Origin of the sequence: Streptomyces sp. NPDC005722 (genome assembly GCF_040630935.1) — a bacterium.
GTDB lineage: Bacteria > Actinomycetota > Actinomycetes > Streptomycetales > Streptomycetaceae > Actinacidiphila.
Genome location: NZ_JBEXYN010000081.1, coordinates 1 through 17,942, shown reverse-complemented (window position 1 = coordinate 17,942; position 17,942 = coordinate 1). Strand labels below are relative to the sequence as shown.

Here is a 17,942-nt window from a genome sequence, read left to right as displayed (position 1 = left end):
CGCACCGCACACAGACAGCCCCAACGCCGCGCGGGGTGCCGCGCGGCGGGGGGGGGGGGGCCCGCGCCCCCCCCCCCCCCCCGCCCCCCCCCCCCCCCCCACGGCAGGCTCCGCCCCGGCGAGAGCATGACGCTGACGGTCTCCGTGGACCGCTCGCGCGAGCCCGAGGGGCCCTGGGCGGCACGCATCTGGTTCGACCCGTCGGGTGCCGTCGTCACGATCGAGGGGCGGGGGAGGCCGCAGTCGTCGCCCTCCCCGGACCCCTCGCCGAGCCCGTCCGACCCCGGCCCGTCACCGAGCGACCCGCACCCGCCGAGCCAGAGCCCCTCTGGTTCCCCGTCCTCCGCTGCGGACGAGGGCCAGGGCCAGGGCCACGCCGGCGAGTAGGCGGCCGGGTGACGGCACGGCCTACCCGGCGTCCTCGCCCCGGCCGCGCTTGTCCGGCGTCGCCGGGTCCGCGGGGTGCGGCGCCATCGGCAGCAGCGAGGCGAGCCGCTGCTCGCACAGCTCGACGAGCCGTTCGTAGGCCGGCCGCCCCATCAGCTCCGTGAGCTCCGCCCGGTACGAGACGTACACCGGGTCGCCCGCGCCGTGCGCGGAGCGCGCGCCGGTGCACCACCAGTGCAGGTCGTGGCCGCCGGGGCCCCAGCCGCGCCGGTCGTACTCGCCGATCGAGATCATCAGCACCCGGGTGTCGTCGGGGCGGTCCACCCAGTCGTACGTCCGCCGGATCGGCAGCTGCCAGCACACGTCCGGCTTGGTCTCCAGCGGCTCGCGGCCCTCCTTGAGCGCGAGCGTGTGCAGCGCGCAGCCGGCGCCCGCCGGGAAGCCCGGGCGGTTGAGGAAGATGCAGGCGCCCTGGTGCCGCCGGGTCTGCCGGTCGCCGTCCTCGTTGACCTCGGCCCAGCCGTCCTCCTCACCGACCCCGTGGAACTGCCACAGTTCCGGGGTGAGCCGCTCCACGTGCCGTGCGACGCGCTTCTCGTCGTCGTCGTCCGAGAAGTGCGCGCCGAGGGTGCAGCAGCCGTCGCTCGCCCGGCCCGCCTGGATGCCCTCGCAGCCCCGGCCGAAGACGCAGTTCCACCGTGAGGTGAGCCACGTCAGGTCGCACCGGAAGACCTGTTCCTCGTCCGCCGGATCGGGGAACTCGACCCACGCGCGCGGGAAATCGAGCCCGACCTCGTCCGACACGTCCGGGTGATGCTGCCGCTTCGTCGCCTTTTTCACCTTCGCCACGATGTCAGGGTAAGCATGTGAAGCTTCTCGAGTGGTCACCCGCGCACGTGCCCATACCCCGCATGTCCCCGGTCCGGGTCCGGCGCAGTAGCGTGCCGGGCATGAGACTCGGTGTCCTCGACGTGGGTTCGAATACCGTCCACCTTCTGGTCATGGACGCGCACCCCGGCGCGCGTCCGCTCCCGGCGTACTCCCACAAGGCGGAGCTGCGGCTGGCGGAGCTGCTGGACGAGGACGGCGCGATCCGCGAGGACGGCGTGCGGCGGCTGGTCGCCCAGGTCGCCGAGGCCCTGGTCGTCGCCGAGGACAAGGGCGTCGAGGACGTCCTGCCGTTCGCCACCAGCGCGGTGCGCGAGGCCGCCAACGGCGAGCAGGTGCTCGCCCGGGTCGCCGCCGAGACCGGGGTCAACCTGACCGTGCTGTCCGGGGAGGACGAGGCACGGCTCACCTTCCTCGCCGCCCGCCGCTGGTTCGGCTGGTCCTCCGGCCGGCTGCTCATGCTGGACATCGGCGGCGGCTCCCTGGAGATCGCGTACGGCATGGACGAGGACCCGGACGCCGCCGTCTCCCTGCCGCTCGGCGCGGGCCGGCTCACCAGCGGCTGGCTGCCCGGCGACCCGCCCGCCGCCGACGACGTGCGTGGCCTGCGCAAGCACGTGCGCGCCGAGATCGCCCGCACCGTCGCGGAGTTCAGCCGGCTCGGCGCGCCCGACCACGTGGTGGGCACCTCCAAGACCTTCAAGCAGCTGGCCAGGATCGCCGGCGCGGCGCGCTCCGCCGAGGGCCTGTACGTACAGCGCACCCTCAGCCGCAAGGCGCTGGCGGAGTGGGTGCCGCGGCTGGCCGCCATGACCGAGGGCGCCCGCCGGGAACTCCCGGGCGTGTCGGAGGGCCGGGCCCGGCAGTTGCTGGCCGGGGCGCTCGTCGCGGACGCGGCGATGGACCTGTACGGGGTCACGGAGCTGGAGGTCTGCCCGTGGGCGCTGCGCGAGGGCGTCATCCTGCGCCGCCTCGACCTGATGACGAGCGACCGGGGCTGAGACGGCGCACGCGGTGCGGCCGCCCCGCGGCCCCCGCGCCCCGCGCGTGTCGATCGCGTCACGTCGGCCGGGTGCGATGTGCCGCTCGGCCGACCGGCCGCCGTACGCTGTTCCCCGTGGCAGCCCCTGACCCTGAGGACCCGAACGGACACACCGTGCGCGTACCGGACGCGAAGGTCGCGCTGTCCACGGCCTCGGTCTACCCCGAGTCCACGGCGACGGCCTTCGAGATCGCGGCCCGGCTGGGCTACGACGGCGTCGAGGTGATGGTGTGGACCGACCCGGTCAGCCAGGACATCGAGGCGCTGCGCCGGCTGTCGGACTACCACGCCGTCCCGGTCCTGGCCGTGCACGCCCCCTGCCTGCTGATCACCCAGCGGGTCTGGTCGACCGACCCGTGGGTGAAGCTGCAGCGGGCCCGGACGGCGGCGGAGAAGCTGGGCGCCTCGACCGTGGTCGTCCACCCGCCGTTCCGCTGGCAGCGCAGCTACGCGCGGGAGTTCGTCAGCGGCATCTGGCGGATGGCGGACGAGACCGACGTGCGGTTCGCCGTCGAGAACATGTACCCGTGGCGCTACCGCGACCGGGAGATGCTCGCCTACGCCCCCGACTGGGACCCGACCAAGGACGACTACCGGCACTTCACCATCGACCTGTCGCACACCGCCACGGCCAGGACGGAGACGCTGGAGATGCTCGACCGCATGGGCGACCGGCTCGGCCACGTCCACCTGGCCGACGGCAGCGGCTCCGGCAAGGACGAGCACCTGGTGCCCGGACGCGGCAAGCAGCCCTGCGCGCAGGTGCTGGAGGGCCTGGCGGCGCGCGGCTTCGACGGCCACGTCGTGATCGAGGTCAACACCCGGCGCGCGATGTCGGCCGCCGAGCGCGAGGCGGACCTCGCCGAGGCACTGGCGTTCACCCGGCTGCACCTGGCCGCGGCCGCCCGGGTGCGCTGATGGTCCCGGACGGCGACGCCGGCAGGCGCGGCCGCGGCCGGCCCGCGGGAAGCCGCTCGGGCACCCCCGAGACCCGCGACCGGATCCTCGCCGCCGCCCGCCAGGAGTTCTCCGCCCACGGCTACGACCGGACCTCGATCCGCTCCATCGCCAAGTCCGCGGGCGTGGACTCGGCGCTGGTCCACCACTACTTCGGGGCGAAGGAGCAGGTCTTCGCGGCCTCCATCGAGTTGAGCTTCGAGCCCGCCTTCGGCGTCCCCGACGTCCTCGCGGCCGGCCCCGAGGGCGTCGGCGAGCGGCTGGCCCGCTTCTTCGTCACCATCTGGGAGAACCCGGTCTCCCGGGCCCCCATGCTGGCGATCCTCCGCTCCGCCGTGACCAACGACACGGCGGCCGGCGTGCTGCGCGGCATCGTCCTGCGGCGGCTGCTGGAACGCGTCGCGTCGGAGCTGGAGGTCCCCGACCCGAGGCTGCGCGCGGAACTCGCGGGCGCCCAGATGATCGGGCTCGCGATGATGCGCTACGTCATCAGGATCGAGCCGCTGGCGTCGGCGGACATGGAGGAGGTCGTCGCCCTCGTGGCGCCGACGCTCCAGCGCTACCTGACCGATCCGGGACCCGTCACGGGCTGAGCCCGCACCGCGGCCCGAGGGCCACAATGGGAGGGAGCGGTTCCGGTGCGTCGCCGGCCCCGCGGCCGACCCGCGGCGGCCGGTACCGGACGCCATCCAGAGCGTGGACTCGCCGTCCGCAATACGGACACCCCGCCGGGTGCCACGGCCGGGGGCGTACGCTCGAAGGCTCCAAGGATGGAAACGTAGGGAGTGGTCCCCGTGCCCGAGCTGAGGTCCCGCACAGTCACCCACGGCCGCAACATGGCGGGCGCCCGTGCCCTCATGCGGGCCTCGGGCGTAGCGAGCGAGGACATCGGCAAGCCGATCGTCGCGGTGGCCAACAGCTTCACGGAGTTCGTGCCCGGGCACACCCACCTGCAGCCCGTCGGCCGCATCGTCAGCGAGGCGATCAAGGCTGCGGGCGCCGTGCCGCGCGAGTTCAACACGATCGCCGTCGACGACGGCATCGCCATGGGCCACGGCGGCATGCTCTACTCGCTGCCCTCCCGCGACCTGATCGCCGACTCCGTCGAGTACATGGTCGAGGCGCACTGCGCCGACGCACTGATCTGCATCTCCAACTGCGACAAGATCACCCCGGGCATGCTGATGGCCGCCCTGCGCCTCAACATCCCCACCGTCTTCGTCTCCGGCGGCCCCATGGAGGCCGGCCGCGCGACCCTCGTCGACGGCACGGTCCGCACCCTCGACCTGATCGACGCGATCGCCGACGCCGTCAACGACAAGATCTCCGACGAGGACATCCTCCGCATCGAGGAGAACGCCTGCCCCACCTGCGGCTCGTGTTCCGGCATGTTCACCGCCAACTCGATGAACTGCCTCACCGAGGCGATGGGCCTGTCGCTGCCCGGCAACGGCTCGGTCCTGGCCACCCACACCGCCCGCAAGGCGCTGTACGAGGACGCCGGCCGCACCGTCGTCGACCTCACCCGCCGCTACTACGAGCAGGACGACGAGTCCGTCCTGCCGCGCTCCGTCGCCACCTTCGCGGCCTTCGAGAACGCCATGGCCCTGGACATCGCCATGGGCGGCTCGACCAACACGATCCTCCACCTGCTCGCCGCGGCCCAGGAGGCCGGCGTCCCCTTCGGCCTCACCGACATCGACGCCGTCTCGCGCCGCGTGCCCTGCCTGGCCAAGGTGGCGCCCAACGTCGCGAAGGACCGCACGTACTACATGGAGGACGTGCACCGCGCCGGCGGCATCCCCGCCCTGCTGGGCGAGCTCCACCGCGGCGGCCTGCTCAACGAGGACGTCCACGCCGTCCACTCCCCGTCGCTGGCCGACTGGCTCAAGACCTGGGACGTGCGCGGCGGCTCCCCGTCCGCCGAGGCCGAGGAGCTGTGGCACGCAGCCCCCGGCTGCGTCCGCTCCGCCGAGGCCTTCTCCCAGTCCGAGCGCTGGGAGGCCCTCGACACCGACGCCGCCGGGGGCTGCATCCGCTCCGTCGAGCACGCCTACTCCAAGGACGGCGGCCTGGCCGTGCTCCACGGCAACCTCGCCGTCGACGGCTGCGTGGTGAAGACCGCCGGCGTCGACGAGTCCATCTGGACCTTCGAGGGGCCGGCCGTGGTCTGCGAGTCCCAGGAGGAGGCCGTCGACAAGATCCTCCGCAAGGAGATCACGGAGGGCGACGTCGTCGTCATCCGCTACGAGGGCCCCAAGGGCGGCCCCGGCATGCAGGAGATGCTCTACCCGACGTCCTTCCTCAAGGGCCGCGGCCTCGGCAAGAGCTGCGCCCTGATCACCGACGGCCGCTTCTCCGGCGGCACTTCGGGGCTCTCCATCGGCCACGCCTCCCCCGAGGCGGCCTCCGGCGGCACGATCGCGCTGGTCGAGGACGGGGACCGGATCCGCATCGACATCCCGGGCCGCAGCATCGAACTCCTCGTCCCCGAGGCGGAACTGACCGCCCGCCGCACCGCGCTCGGCGGCGCGTACGCCCCCAAGGCCCGCGACCGCAAGGTCTCCCTGGCCCTCAAGGCCTACGCCGCGATGGCCACCAGCGCGGACAAGGGCGCCGTCCGCGACGTCTCCAAGCTCGAGGGCTGACCCCGGCCCCCGGACACGGGGCCCCGTCGTCGTCCCCAGGGACCCCTTCCGCCGATCGCCACGATCACCAGCGGGAGGGGTCCTTCGCGTCCACGGCGAACACACTGCCGTCGGGCGCCGTCGCGAACACCTTCCCGTCGGCGACGACGGGGGCGGGCGGGGCCCCCGGCGGGCCGGATCCCGGTCCGGGCCGCGGCTCGGTCTGGCCCAGGAGGGTCCCATCGCCGGTGTCGAACGCCAGCAACCGACCGTCCACCGAGCTGAAGTAGAGCCGGTCTCCGTCGATGACGGGCCGGGAGCCGTTGGTGACCGAGGTCTCGACGCGCCACCGCTGCGCCTTCTCGGCACGTGCGGTCTGGCGGGTGTCCACAGCCAGCAGTGCCCCTCCGTACTCCAGCAGGTAGACCGTCCCGTCGTGCAGGACCGCCTGCATGCCGACGAGGGGGACCACGAGCGGGACGCGTCGCGTGGACCGGTCGGCGGTGTCGAACAGCACAAGGGCCCTCGTGCGCCGGAAATCGTCCAGGGAGGCGAGGACGACCGTCGAACCGGATGCGGCGACGGGCAGCAACTCGCCGTCCAAGCGGTCCTGGTACCGGACCGTTCCGTCTTCCAGATCCACCGCGCTCACCTGGGTGTGCCGGGCGTCGCCGGTGACTTCGAACGCGAAAGCCGGGCCGGTTCCCCCGTACTCGGCGAAAGAGGGGCCGGAGTGGCCCGGCAGCTGCTTTCGCCAGCGCTGCCTTCCGCTCGTTCCGTCGATCGCGGTGACGTTCCCTCCGGCGCCGACCAGGAGGACCGTCGACCCTGCCTCGTAAAAGCCGTGCGCGTAAGCGGACAGATCGAGCGTCCATTGCGGTCGCCCGTCGCTCGGCCTGAGCCCGTCCATGCGCGACAAGTCGGTGCTCACTGTCCGCAGAACGCCGCCAGCGAGAACGGGCGCGAGGGGGTATCGCCCGGCGGTCCGCTCGACGCGACCCGACCACTGGAGAAGGCCGCCGTCGGCGTCCACCTTTGCAGCCGTGATCCCCGCTTGCGTACAGAACAGGGCGTGGTCGGCGTGGACGCAGGACGCCGGCCCGGGCTGCGGCGCATCGGCGTCCGTGCGCAGTTCCGTCACCCATGGACGGAACGTCGCCGGATCAGGCGTGTCTCCCGATCCGACCGGTTCGGTCGCGGGATGTGCGCCGCCCAGATGGGCGACGGCGAGGACCGTCGCCGTTGCGAGGGCTGCGCATGCTGTGGAAACCGCCGCGACCAGCCGGCGATTCCTCCAGCGCGCTCGGGGCGTGGCGCGAGCGTCCGACCGAGGTTCCGGAGCAGCGCCGGCTCGTGACTCGTCCTGGGGCTGCCGCGGTTGCGGAATGAGGCCTTCGACGAGCGGGATCTCGGTGTCGATGGCGGCGAAGGCCTGGGTGTCGTACGAGGCGGACACCGATCTCAGAGCGTCCATCAACGCGTCGGGAGTCGGCCGGTCGTCCGGATCCTTGGCGAGGCAGCGTTCGATGAAGGGTTGGAGGTCGGCCGGGATGCCATCGAGTTGCGGCTCGTCGTGGACGACCTGGTAGGCGACGATGTAGGGACTGTCCGAGTCGAAGGGACTGCGCCCGGTCGCCGCGTGCACCAGCACACTGCCCATCGCGAAGACGTCAGCGGCGGGCCCCACTTCCCTGGGTCGTTTGAACTGCTCCGGTGCCATGAACGGCGGGGTGCCGATGAGTTTGCCCGTCTCGGTCCTCAGGTCACTGTCGGACGGCCGGGAGATCCCGAAGTCGATCACTTTCGGGCCATCGGCGGCGAGCAGCACGTTGCTGGGTTTGAGGTCCCGGTGGACGACGCCCGCTCGGTGAATATCTCGCAACGCCTCGGCGAGGCCCGCCATCAGGTACCGGACCTGGGCCGGAGCCACCGGTCCGTTCCGCTTCACGAACTCGGCCAGGGTCGGCCCGGGTATGTAGAGCGTGGCCATCCAGGGCCGTTCCGCGTCCGGATCGGCGTCGACCACGGGTGCCGTGAAGGCTCCGCTCACGCGTCTGGCGGCGGCGACCTCCTGGCGGAAACGTGCCCTGAACTCGGGGTCCTTCGCGAACTCCTCGTGCACGACCTTGACGGCCAGGCGCATGCCGGAGGTGGAACGCGACAGGTGCACCACACCCATGCCCCCGGAGCCGAGCCGGCCCTCGAGCCGGTACTGCCCCGCGTATTCCGGATGTTCCGCTTCCGGGTCGGTCCCGGGTCTCCGCACTGGCGGCATGACCCACCCCCGTGTGTTCGTCAGCAGCCGTAACTCGGTGAGCCTAGTGGATCCTCGTAACGGCGACGGGTCGGATTGCTAGCCTGCACCTGACACAGCGTGAATCTTCACGGGGGAGGGCCGATGGCCGAGAAGGAACTTGACGAGACTTCGGACATGACGACTGCGAGCGCCACCGCAGCGGTCGGCCCGCCTCTGATCTACTACTCGGTCGCGCCGGGCGTGCGCCTCAACGTGCGCAGCGGGCCGGGTACGGCCTACCCGATCGTCACCACCCTGCCGTACGACGCCAAGGTGCCGGTCTTCTGCCAGTCGCCGGGTACGAAGGTCAACGGCTACTACGGCACGTCGAGCATCTGGGACCGGATCGGCCCGAACCAATACGTCGCTGACGCCTATGTGCGCACCGGCAGTGACGGATATGTCACCGGTCGCTGCTAGGCGCCTGAAAGGCAGTCGCACTCGCCACACGTCGTGCTCCACCGCATCACCGGGCTCCTCGCTTGCCGCGGAGCCCGGTGGTGCGTGTACGCAGGGTCCGTCCTCCAGGAGGAACGTGTTGAGCAACAGCAACAGCAACAACAAGAGCAGGCGCGCGGTACTCGCCTCCGGCGTCGCCGTGCTGACCGGAGCGGCCTTGCCGGTGCTCGGTGGCGCCGGGGATGCCGCGGCGGCCTCGACTTCGGCCGCGGGCGATCTGATCTACTACTCGGTCGCTCCGGACGTACGCCTCAACGTCCGCTCGGGACCGGGGAGCAGCTACCACATCGTCAAGGTCCTTCCCTATGACGCGAAGGTGCCGATCTTCTGCCAGACACCCGGTACGACGGAGAGCGGCTACTACGGCACCTCGAACATCTGGGACTGCATCGGCACCAACCAGTACGTCTCCGACACCTATGTGCACACCGGGAGCGACGGGTACGTCGCGTCGCGCTGCAGTTGATGCGGCGGGTCTCGTCCCACCCATGCCTCGGACCTGCGGGAGGAACTCGATGAGCAAGAGCAGACGCGCTGCACTCGCGACCGGCGCGGCCACGATGGCGGGGGCCGTCTTCCTGGTGCTCGGCGGTGCGGGTGACGCGGCCGCCGGCCAAATTTTCTATGCTGTCGCGCCGGACGTGCGCCTCAACGTCCGCTCTGGCCCCGGCACCAATTTCCATCTCGTCAAGGTGCTCCCTTACGACGTCAAGGTGCCGGTCTTCTGCCAGACGCCGGGAACGACCGTCAGCGGCTACTACGGCACGTCGAACATCTGGGACTGCATCGGCGAAGGCCAGTTCGTCTCGGACGCCTACGTGCAGACCGGCAGCGACGGCTACATCGCCTCCCGCTGCAGCTGAAACAGCGGTACTTCGTGCTCGTTCGCCCCACCGGGCTCCTCGCCTGCCGGGGAGCACGACGGCGCGCCCGCAAACGTCCGTCCTCCCGGAGGAACATGATGAGCAAGAACAGGCGCGCCGCACTGGTGTCCGGTGCGGCGGCGATGGCGGGGGCGGTCCTCCTCGTGCTGGGGGGTGCCGCCGAAGCCGTGGCGGCCCCGAACCTCGTCTACTACCCGGTCGCACCCGACGTACGGCTCAACGTGCGTACCGGTCCGGGCACGAACTACCAGATCGTCAAGATCCTGCCGTACGACCAGAAGGTGCCGGTCTTCTGCCAGACCCGGGGCGAGACGGTCAGCGGCTACTACGGCACCTCGAACATCTGGGACCGGATCGGCCCCGGCCAGTACGTCTCCGACACCTACGTGCACACCGGCAGCGACGGCTACGTCGCCGGGGAGTGCGGCTGACCGAGCCCTCGCGGTGGGTCGCGCCCGCGTCCCACGGGGAAGGACAACCCCCATGACCACACAGCCGGCCCACCGCGTGCTCGCCCACTCGTTCAACACCGTCGCCGCGCAGTACGCCGCGGCCCGCCCCGGTTACCCCGGAGAGCTGTTCGACGCCGTCGAGGAGATCGGCGGACGGCCCTTCGCAGGGGCGACGGTCCTGGACGTCGGGGCCGGTACGGGCATCGCCACGGCGTTGATACGGGCGCGCGGGGCGCACGTGACGGCCGTGGAGCCCGGGGCGGGGATGGCCGCGCAACTGCGGGCGGGGCAGCCGGGCGTGCCGCTCGTGCGCGGGGACGGGGACGCGCTGCCGTTCGCCTCCGGGGTGGCGGACTTCGTCACGTACGCCCAGGCCTGGCACTGGACGGACCCGGTCAAGTCAGCGCCCGAGGCGGCACGGGTGCTGCGCCCGGGCGGTGCGCTCGCGCTGTGGTGGAACGTCCCGGACACCGGGGTCGCCTGGGTGCGCGAGCAGGAGGAGCGGCTGTCCCGGGCGGTTCCGCGCTACCACGAGAACGGCCTGACGGGCACGGCCGAGGACATCCTCCGCTCGCTCGGCACCCGCCTGGGCATGCGCACCGAGACCCGCGTCCTCCACTGGACGCGCACCGTCCCGCTGGACACGCACCTCGCGATGCTCGGCAGCCGTTCCTACTTCGCCGTGCTCGCCCCGGAGGCCGCCCGCCGCATCCTCGACGACGAGCGGCGCACGCTGCTGGAGTTCTTCCCGGACGGCCAGGTGGTCGAGCCCTACAAGGTCGACCTCACGGTCGCGGTCAAGGCCTGACAGAACGAAGGCCCGCGAGACGAGGGCCCGCCGTACGAAGGCATGCGGGCACGAGGGCACGAAGGGCGGGGACCGGACTCCTACCCCGCCCGCCGCTTCCCCGCCACCGAACCGACGACCCCGACCACACCGGCGACGAGGGCCCCTCGCCACAGGCCGTCCCAGAGGCTCCCGAAGAAGCCCTCCGAGGTGAGGACCTGGCGCACCACGACGTCGGTGACGAGCAGCATCCCCGCCGGCACCAGCGCGACGCGCCAGGGGTGGGCGGCCGCCCAGCGGCGTATGCGGCGGTCGGCGCGCGGGCCGCGGCCGGTCACCGCGCCGGCGCCGCCGACGAGGAAGAAGAGCATCAACGCGACGGACACGGCGCCGGCGACGACGCCGAGACCGAAGTCGCCGCTCAGGGCGGAGGCGGCGAGGGAGACCCCGCCGCCGATCGCGCCGACGGCCGCCGCCGGACGCCAGGGGCCGAGGGTGGCCGAGGCCACCGCGAGCTGCCGCTTCTCGGCTCCGGTCACGTCCCGGGATACATCGGTAGAACGCCTCATATGGCCACGGTCACTCCGCTTGGCCCCGGAAGCCATAGGGGATGACCCTGAGACGGCCCGGAACCGTGGGTCAGGGGCGGGCCGCCCCGTCCCGCCCGGTTCCGGGCGGGACGGGGCCGCCGCGCTACACCGGTGCGCCCTGGACCCGGACCGGCGTCACCCCCTCCTCGTTGTGCCGCTCGGCCCAGCCGAGCAGGGCCATGCCGCAGGCGTGGTCGAGGTGCCGCAGCCGGCGCAGGTCCAGCTCCATCGGGCGGTCACGGGGCAGCGCCTCCAACTGCTCCAGCAGCCTGGGCAGCCGCAGGAAGGTCGCGTTGCCCAGGACGCGGACGACGATCGGCCCCTCGCCCTTGTCGTGGATCTCCACATGGGTCTGCGAGGTCTCCCAGGCCGCCTTGACCACCGCCGTCAGGAGTCCGATGAGCACTCCCTCGAACATGTTGGTGGCCACGATGCCCGTCGCGGTGACGATCAGGACCACGGCCTCGCCCCGGTGCTCGCGCCACAGCGGCACGATCTCCTTCACCGGCACGAGCTTCGAGCCGGCGTGCACCAGCACACCCGCCAGCGTGGCCACCGGGATCACCCCGAGCGCGCCGGGGAGCAGCGCGGCGAACAGCAGCAGCCACACGCCGTGCAGCACGCGCGCGGCCTTCGTACGGGCGCCGGCCTGCACGTTGGCGGCGCTGCGCACGATGACCGCGGTCATCGGCAGGGCCCCGAGCGCCCCGCAGACCGCGTTGCCCGCGCCCTGTGCGATGAGTTCCTTGTCGTACTCCGTGCGCGGCCCGTCGTGGAGCCGGTCCACCGCGGCGGCGCTGAACAGGCTCTCGGCGGAGGCGATCAGGGTGAAGGCCAGCACGGTGCCGATCATGGACAGGCCGGCCAGCCCCGCGAACTCCCCGGCGCCCGGCGGCTGGACGACGTCGAGCAGCCCCGCCACCTGGACGCGCTCGACCGGCAGGTCGAACAGCATCGCCGCGCCCGTGGCCAGCGCGACCGCGGCCAGTGGCCCCGGCAGCAGCCGCGCCGCCCGTGGGATGCGGGGCCACAGGACGAGCACCGCGATGGTGCCGCCGCCGACGGCGAGCGCGGTGAGCGCCGTGGGTGAGGCGAGGGTGCCCGCGACCAGTCCGGGTAATCCGGCGATCTTCGCCAGGCCCCCGGCCGGTGCCGCGGTGTCGGTGAGGGCGTAGACCTGCCCGGCGATCAGCACCAGGCCGATGCCGGCCAGCATGCCCTGGACGACGGCGACGGAGATGGCCCGGAACCAGCGGCCCAGCCGGAGGACGCCCATGGCGAGCTGCAGCGCCCCGGCGCAGAGCACGAGCACGCCCAGCGAGGGCAGCCCGAACTCCTGGACGGCCTCGTAGACCAGGACGGTCAGTCCGGCGGCCGGGCCGGACACCTGGAGGCTGCTGCCGGGGAGCATCCCGGTCACGATGCCGCCGACGATGCCGGTGACCAGCCCGAGTTCGGCCGGCACCCCTGAGGCGACGGCCACGCCCACGCACAGCGGCAGGGCGACGAGGAAGACGACGAGGGATGCGGTGACGTCGGCGCGCAGCGACTCCGGGCGGGGCAGTCGCGACGCGGCGCGGATGAGGCGGCTCACCGGGCGGGGGCGGGGGTGAGGGAGCCGCGGACGGACGGCGTGGGCAGGACCGGCGAACCGGGCCGAAGGGACCGGACGGGCCGGTCGGGCCGGTCGGCCCGGACCGGTGGTGGGGGGAGGGCGGAGCAGGGGGTGGTGCATGGGGGGATGAAGGTCTTCACGCGGGTGTCCTCCATTGCGCCCCGGCGCCGGCGTGGGCGGGGGCGTACGTGGTCGAGCGATGTGGGGGGGGGGTCGGTCTCCCGGGCCGCGGGCGCCGCGTACGAGTGCATGTGCGTGCACGTGGACGCGCGGGCGCCGGCGCGGGCTCGGGCCGGGGTGGGGCCCGGGCCGCGGGCGACGACCGCGGTCAGGAGGGAGGAGCAGGCGGCAGGCCGTGCCTCAGCAGCGGAACGCGCCGTGGGCGATCGGTAGTTCTCCGGATCTGGAGAGGGGTACCGCCTGCCGGGCGGTCCGCGGCGCCGTCACGGCGGCGGACACCTGGGCGTCGTCCACCGGAACCGTCTCGTCGGTTCCGGTGCCGCCCCGCGGAGCGGGTGCCGGGGCCGGGACGCTCACCGTCCCGGGCAGCACCAGGCGTATGCCGTTGCTCCCGTGCCTCCGTGCGAGGCAGGTACGGGTCTCGGGCTCCGCGCGCGCCACCGTCGTGCCCGTGCCCGTGCCGCGGCCGGAGGCGGGAACGGGCTCGGCGGCGGCGCAGCCTATCGCCGCGAACAGGGAGAGCAGCAGTGCCGCCATGACGGCGACAGCGCGAGCAACTCCCTTGGCCGATACCACAGGTGCCCCCGTTCCGATGCGTAGCCGCCCTTCATTTTGCGCAGACAGCCACTCCATTTTGCAAGCTCTTTAAGTAAACGGAGCGTAAATGATCCGTCACCCAAACGGATACTCCTTCCGCTCCTTGACGCCCCGGAGCCCCGCGGAGCATTATTCACCGCATGATGAATAAAGCCGAGGAGCCCGGGGAGCCGGGCCCCGGACCCGCCGTGCACGCCGGAGGGCTCACCGTCGTCCGCGGTGGCCGCACCGTCCTGGACGCCCTGGAGTTCACCGTCCCCCGAGGCGAGATCACCGGCCTGCTCGGCCCCAGCGGCTGCGGCAAGTCGACCCTCATGCGCGCCGTCGTCGGCACCCAGGCCGCCGTCACCGGCACCCTCGACGTCCTCGGCCTGCCCGCCGGCCACCGCGAGCTGCGCCCGCGCATCGGCTACGTGACCCAGGCCGCCTCCGTCTACCTCGACCTGACCGTCCGCCAGAACCTCGAGTACTTCGCCGCCGTCCTCGGCGGCGACGCCCCCGGCCACGTCGAACGCGCCATCGCCGACGTCGACCTGGCCTCCCACGCCACCGCCCTCGCCGGCAACCTCTCGGGCGGACAGCTGAACCGTGTCTCCCTCGCCGTGGCGCTGCTCGGCACCCCCGAACTGCTCGTGCTCGACGAACCCACCGTCGGGCTCGACCCCGTCCTGCGCCGCGACCTGTGGGAGCTCTTCCACCGCCTAGCCGCCGAACGCGGCGCCACCCTCCTCGTCTCCAGCCACGTCATGGACGAGGCCGAGCGCTGCCACCGGCTGCTGCTGATGCGCGAGGGCCGCATCCTCGCCCAGGGCGCCCCCGACGAGCTGCGCGCACGCACCGGCGCACGCACCGTCGAGGACGCCTTCCTCCGCCTCGTCGACGAGGCGGCGGGCAAGCTCCCCCACCAGGCCGAGGAGGCCGCCCGATGAGCACGCGCCGCACCCTCGCCACCGCCCGCCGCGTGCTGCTGCAACTGCGCCACGACCCGCGCACCATCGCCCTGATGGTCGTCGTGCCCTGCGTCCTGCTGACCCTGCTGTCCTGGGTCTACGACGCCAACCCGCGCACCTTCGACACCGTCGGCGCCTCGCTGCTGGGCATCTTCCCGCTCATCACGATGTTCCTGGTCACCTCCATCGCGACGCTGCGCGAACGCACCTCCGGCACCCTGGAACGCCTGCTGTCCATGCCGCTCGGCAAGGGCGACCTGCTGGCCGGGTACGCCCTCGCCTTCGGCGCGATCGCCGTCGTCCAGGCCGCCCTCGCCACCGGGCTCGCCGTCCTCGCCCTCGGCCTCGAGGTCACCGGCTCCGCCTGGCTGCTCCTCCTGGTCGCCCTCGCCGACGCGTGCCTTGGCACCGCCCTCGGGCTGTTCGTCAGCGCCTTCGCATCCAGCGAGTTCCAGGCCGTGCAGTTCATGCCCGCCGTCCTGCTGCCGCAGATCCTGCTCTGCGGACTGCTCGTGCCGCGCGACCGGATGCAGCCGGTGCTGGAGGCCATCTCCCACGTCCTGCCCATGTCGTACGCCGTCGACGGCATGCAGGAGGTCCTCACCCACACCGGCGTCACCGGTGACTTCGTCCGCGACCTCGCCGTCGTCGCCGGCAGCGCCGCGCTGGCCCTCGCCCTGGGCGCGGCCACCCTGCGCCGCCGTACGGCCTGACCCCCGCGGGTGACCGCACCGTGGACGGCACGGCTCCCGGGCCGCCCACGGTGCGAGGATGAGCCCATGACGCAGAAAGTCGCGGTGCTCGGCACCGGCAAGATCGGCGAGGCCCTCCTGTCGGGAATGCTCCGCGCCGGCTGGAAGCCGGAGAACCTGCTGGTCACCGCGCGCCGCCCGGTCCGCGCCCAGGAGCTCCACGCCCGCTACGGCGTCGAATCGGTCTCCAACGAGGAGGCGGCCAAGACCGCCGACACCCTCATCCTCGCCGTCAAGCCCCAGGACATGTCCGCCCTCCTGGCGGAACTCGCCCCGCACGTCGCCGCCGACCGCCTGGTCATCAGCGCCGCGGCCGGCGTCCCCACCTCCTTCTTCGAGGAGCGCCTCGCGGACGGCATCGCGGTCGTCCGCGTCATGCCCAACACCCCGGTGCTGGTCGACGAGGGCATGTCCGTCATCTCCGCCGGCAGCCACGCCGCCGAGGAGCACCTGCTGCGCACCGAGGAGATCTTCCAGCCGGTCGGCAAGACCCTGCGCATCCCCGAGTACCAGCAGGACGCCGCCACCGCCCTCTCCGGCTCCGGCCCCGCGTACTTCTACTTCCTGGTCGAGGCCATGACCGACGCGGGCATCCTCCTCGGCCTGCCCCGCGCCCAGGCCCACGACCTGATCGTGCAGTCCGCGATCGGCGCGGCCGTGATGCTCCGCGACAGCGGCGAGCACCCCGTCAAGCTCCGCGAGGCCGTCACCTCCCCGGCCGGCACCACCATCAACGCCATCCGGGAACTGGAGAAGCACGGCGTGCGCCACGCCCTGATCGCCGCCCTGGAGGCCGCCCGCGACCGCAGCCGCGAACTGGCCTCCGGCAACGGCTGACGCGCGGCCCGGGGGAGGCGGGCGGCCGTCGCCGCCCGCCAAGTCCACCGGCCCCCGGTGCGCTCCGACGCTCAGCCCGGCGGCAGCAGCCCGACGGCCCGGTAGGCCGCGTCCACGGTCGGCCGGGCCAGCGCCCGCGCCCGCTCGGCACCCTCCCGCAGCACCCCGTCCACGTACCCCGGGTCGGCCACCAGCCCCGCGTGCCGCTCCCGCAACGGCCGCAGCTCCTCCACCACGGCCTCGGCGGTGTCCTTCTTCAGGGCGCCGTACGAGTCGTACCCCGCCGCGAGGTCCCCCGGCGGCCGGCCGGTGCACGCCGACAGGACCTCCAGCAGGTTCGCCACCCCCGGCCGCTCCTGCGGGTCGTGGACCACGTCCTGCCCGCTGTCCGTCACCGCGCGCAGCACCTTCCTGCGCACGACCTCCGGCTCGTCGAGCAGGTAGACGATCCCCGGCCCGGTGTCCTCCGACTTCCCCATCTTCGACCCCGGGTCCTGCAGGTTCATCACCCGCGCCGCCACCTGCGGCAGCACCGCCCGGGGGACGGTGAACACGTGCCCGTACCGGTGGTTGAAGCGCACCGCCAGATCCCGGGTCAGCTCCACGTGCTGCGCCTGGTCGTCGCCGACGGGCACCTCGTCCGCCCCGTAGGCGAGGATGTCGGCCGCCATCAGCACGGGGTACGTCAGCAAGGACAGCCGCACACCGCCGCCGCGCCCCCGCTCCTTGGCCGCCTTCTCCTTGTACTGCACCATCCGCCGCATCTCCCCGTCGGTGGCGGTGCACTCGAGGAGGTAGGCCAGCCGGGTGTGCTCGTCCACGTGGCTCTGCACGAAGAGCGTGCAGACCCGCGGGTCGAGGCCGGCCGCCAGCAGGAGGGTCGCCGCCTGCCGGCTCAGCCTCCGCACGCGGGCCGGATCGTGTTCCACGGTGAGCGCGTGCAGGTCCACGACGCAGAACAGCGACTCGGCCCGGTGCTGGTCGACGGCGGCCCACTGCCGCACCGCTCCCAGGTAGTTGCCCAGGGTCAGGTGCCCCGTCGGCTTGATCCCGCTGAAGACCCTCGTCATCGTGTTCCTCCCGGCTGTGGGACCGCCGCAGCTCGACGGGCCGGAGCAGGAACGCGTACGGCCGCCGAAGCGGCGGCCGTTGGGTGCATGCGCTGGTCGGTCGGCCGCCGTCAGGCGGCCCACCACAGGTACGAGTGCGCATGCTCGGTCATGCCCCGAAGGTAACCCGCAAACCTGTTGACGGCCACAGGTTTGAAGCACCGTGGGGCGTGGTGTAGTGTTCTCTAGCTGCCTCGGACGGGGTCACCTTTCCAGGGGCGGCCACTCAAGCCGCCCGGCGGCAAACCACTACCGCACGACTTCCCCTCGGGGACGATTTCGGCATGCCGAAATCCGATCCGAATGGCTCGATTATGAACCGCCGGGGAAATCCGCTAACGTAGTGGACACGCCGGAAGGCGCGAAACGAAAAACCCCGCTCCAACAGGGGGCCGGAAACGAAGAGCGGAAACGCGAAACGGATCTGGTAAGGTTGGAGACAACGAAGGGAAAGCCCGGAGGGGCCGGTGAGACGGTCTCGAAGGAAGCTTCCGTTCCTTGAGAACTCAACAGCGTGCCAAAAGTCAACGCCA

The 17,942-nt window shown here is 72.5% G+C and carries 19 protein-coding genes; 13 read left to right on the top strand and 6 right to left on the bottom strand.

Features of this window, described 5'->3' with window-relative positions; genetic code table 11:
- Positions 1-126 precede the first annotated feature (126 nt).
- The gene (locus ABZ479_RS40575; protein WP_500466269.1) at positions 127-387 is read left to right on the top strand and encodes a hypothetical protein; all 261 of its coding nucleotides are present in this window, start codon (positions 127-129) and stop codon (positions 385-387) included.
- 21 nt (positions 388-408) lie between these two features.
- Here ABZ479_RS40575 and ABZ479_RS40570 read toward each other — a convergent pair whose 3' ends face one another.
- Positions 409-1,236 (bottom strand): DUF3109 family protein, encoded by an 828-nt coding sequence (locus ABZ479_RS40570; protein ID WP_500466268.1) that lies wholly within the window; start codon positions 1,234-1,236, stop codon positions 409-411.
- 101 nt (positions 1,237-1,337) lie between these two features.
- On the opposite strand from ABZ479_RS40570, the gene ABZ479_RS40565 reads away from it, so the two are divergent.
- The 4 genes from ABZ479_RS40565 (at position 1,338) to ilvD (ending at position 5,922) form a co-directional block, all read left to right on the top strand.
- Positions 1,338-2,276: a Ppx/GppA family phosphatase gene (locus tag ABZ479_RS40565; RefSeq protein WP_499610873.1), complete on the top strand. Its 939-nt coding sequence runs from the start codon at positions 1,338-1,340 to the stop codon at positions 2,274-2,276.
- Between the two features lie 155 nt (positions 2,277-2,431).
- Positions 2,432-3,235, top strand: a complete 804-nt coding sequence (locus tag ABZ479_RS40560) for a sugar phosphate isomerase/epimerase family protein (RefSeq protein WP_500466271.1) — start codon at positions 2,432-2,434, stop codon at positions 3,233-3,235.
- Complete coding sequence (locus ABZ479_RS40555; protein ID WP_500466267.1) at positions 3,235-3,867, top strand: TetR/AcrR family transcriptional regulator; 633 nt, start codon at positions 3,235-3,237, stop codon at positions 3,865-3,867. The genes ABZ479_RS40560 and ABZ479_RS40555 overlap by 1 nt, the downstream gene beginning before the upstream one ends.
- Positions 3,868-4,068: 201 nt before the next feature.
- On the top strand, positions 4,069-5,922 hold the full coding sequence (gene ilvD / locus ABZ479_RS40550; RefSeq protein ID WP_500466266.1) for a dihydroxy-acid dehydratase: 1,854 nt from the start codon (positions 4,069-4,071) through the stop codon (positions 5,920-5,922).
- A gap of 64 nt (positions 5,923-5,986) precedes the next feature.
- On the opposite strand, the gene ABZ479_RS40545 is transcribed toward ilvD, so the two are convergent.
- Entirely contained in the window at positions 5,987-8,176 is a 2,190-nt protein-coding gene (locus ABZ479_RS40545) for a protein kinase domain-containing protein (protein WP_500466265.1), read from the bottom strand.
- Positions 8,177-8,299: 123 nt separating this feature from the next.
- On the opposite strand from ABZ479_RS40545, the gene ABZ479_RS40540 reads away from it, so the two are divergent.
- The 5 genes from ABZ479_RS40540 (at position 8,300) to ABZ479_RS40520 (ending at position 10,800) form a co-directional block, all read left to right on the top strand.
- Entirely contained in the window at positions 8,300-8,617 is a 318-nt protein-coding gene (locus ABZ479_RS40540; RefSeq protein ID WP_500466264.1) for an SH3 domain-containing protein, read from the top strand.
- A gap of 202 nt (positions 8,618-8,819) precedes the next feature.
- Positions 8,820-9,122, top strand: coding sequence for an SH3 domain-containing protein (locus ABZ479_RS40535; protein WP_500466270.1), 303 nt, complete (start codon positions 8,820-8,822; stop codon positions 9,120-9,122).
- Positions 9,123-9,216: 94 nt separating this feature from the next.
- Positions 9,217-9,519 carry a hypothetical protein gene (locus tag ABZ479_RS40530; protein ID WP_499610910.1) on the top strand — a complete coding sequence of 101 codons (303 nt, stop codon included), beginning with the start codon at positions 9,217-9,219 and terminating at the stop codon, positions 9,517-9,519.
- A 98-nt stretch (positions 9,520-9,617) separates the two neighbouring features.
- A complete protein-coding gene (locus ABZ479_RS40525; protein WP_500466263.1) occupies positions 9,618-9,971 on the top strand; it encodes an SH3 domain-containing protein in 354 nt (117 codons plus the stop codon).
- A 52-nt stretch (positions 9,972-10,023) separates the two neighbouring features.
- Positions 10,024-10,800 carry a class I SAM-dependent methyltransferase gene (locus ABZ479_RS40520; RefSeq protein WP_500466262.1) on the top strand — a complete coding sequence of 259 codons (777 nt, stop codon included), beginning with the start codon at positions 10,024-10,026 and terminating at the stop codon, positions 10,798-10,800.
- A gap of 80 nt (positions 10,801-10,880) precedes the next feature.
- Here ABZ479_RS40520 and ABZ479_RS40515 read toward each other — a convergent pair whose 3' ends face one another.
- The 3 genes from ABZ479_RS40515 to ABZ479_RS40505 all read right to left on the bottom strand — a co-directional run bounded on the left by ABZ479_RS40515 (position 10,881) and on the right by ABZ479_RS40505 (position 13,701).
- Positions 10,881-11,318 carry a hypothetical protein gene (locus tag ABZ479_RS40515; protein ID WP_499610888.1) on the bottom strand — a complete coding sequence of 146 codons (438 nt, stop codon included), beginning with the start codon at positions 11,316-11,318 and terminating at the stop codon, positions 10,881-10,883.
- A 154-nt stretch (positions 11,319-11,472) separates the two neighbouring features.
- A complete protein-coding gene (locus ABZ479_RS40510) occupies positions 11,473-12,963 on the bottom strand; it encodes a SulP family inorganic anion transporter (RefSeq protein WP_500466261.1) in 1,491 nt (496 codons plus the stop codon).
- 381 nt (positions 12,964-13,344) lie between these two features.
- Positions 13,345-13,701 carry a hypothetical protein gene (locus tag ABZ479_RS40505; RefSeq protein WP_500466260.1) on the bottom strand — a complete coding sequence of 119 codons (357 nt, stop codon included), beginning with the start codon at positions 13,699-13,701 and terminating at the stop codon, positions 13,345-13,347.
- Between the two features lie 200 nt (positions 13,702-13,901).
- On the opposite strand from ABZ479_RS40505, the gene ABZ479_RS40500 reads away from it, so the two are divergent.
- The 3 genes from ABZ479_RS40500 (at position 13,902) to proC (ending at position 16,300) form a co-directional block, all read left to right on the top strand.
- On the top strand, positions 13,902-14,690 hold the full coding sequence (locus tag ABZ479_RS40500; protein WP_499610893.1) for an ABC transporter ATP-binding protein: 789 nt from the start codon (positions 13,902-13,904) through the stop codon (positions 14,688-14,690).
- The gene (locus ABZ479_RS40495) at positions 14,687-15,424 is read left to right on the top strand and encodes an ABC transporter permease (protein ID WP_500466259.1); all 738 of its coding nucleotides are present in this window, start codon (positions 14,687-14,689) and stop codon (positions 15,422-15,424) included. The genes ABZ479_RS40500 and ABZ479_RS40495 overlap by 4 nt, the downstream gene beginning before the upstream one ends.
- 66 nt (positions 15,425-15,490) lie before the next feature.
- Positions 15,491-16,300: a pyrroline-5-carboxylate reductase gene (gene proC, locus ABZ479_RS40490; RefSeq protein ID WP_500466258.1), complete on the top strand. Its 810-nt coding sequence runs from the start codon at positions 15,491-15,493 to the stop codon at positions 16,298-16,300.
- Between the two features lie 71 nt (positions 16,301-16,371).
- Here proC and trpS read toward each other — a convergent pair whose 3' ends face one another.
- The gene (gene trpS, locus ABZ479_RS40485) at positions 16,372-17,370 is read right to left on the bottom strand and encodes a tryptophan--tRNA ligase (protein WP_500466257.1); all 999 of its coding nucleotides are present in this window, start codon (positions 17,368-17,370) and stop codon (positions 16,372-16,374) included.
- Positions 17,371-17,942 lie beyond the last annotated feature (572 nt).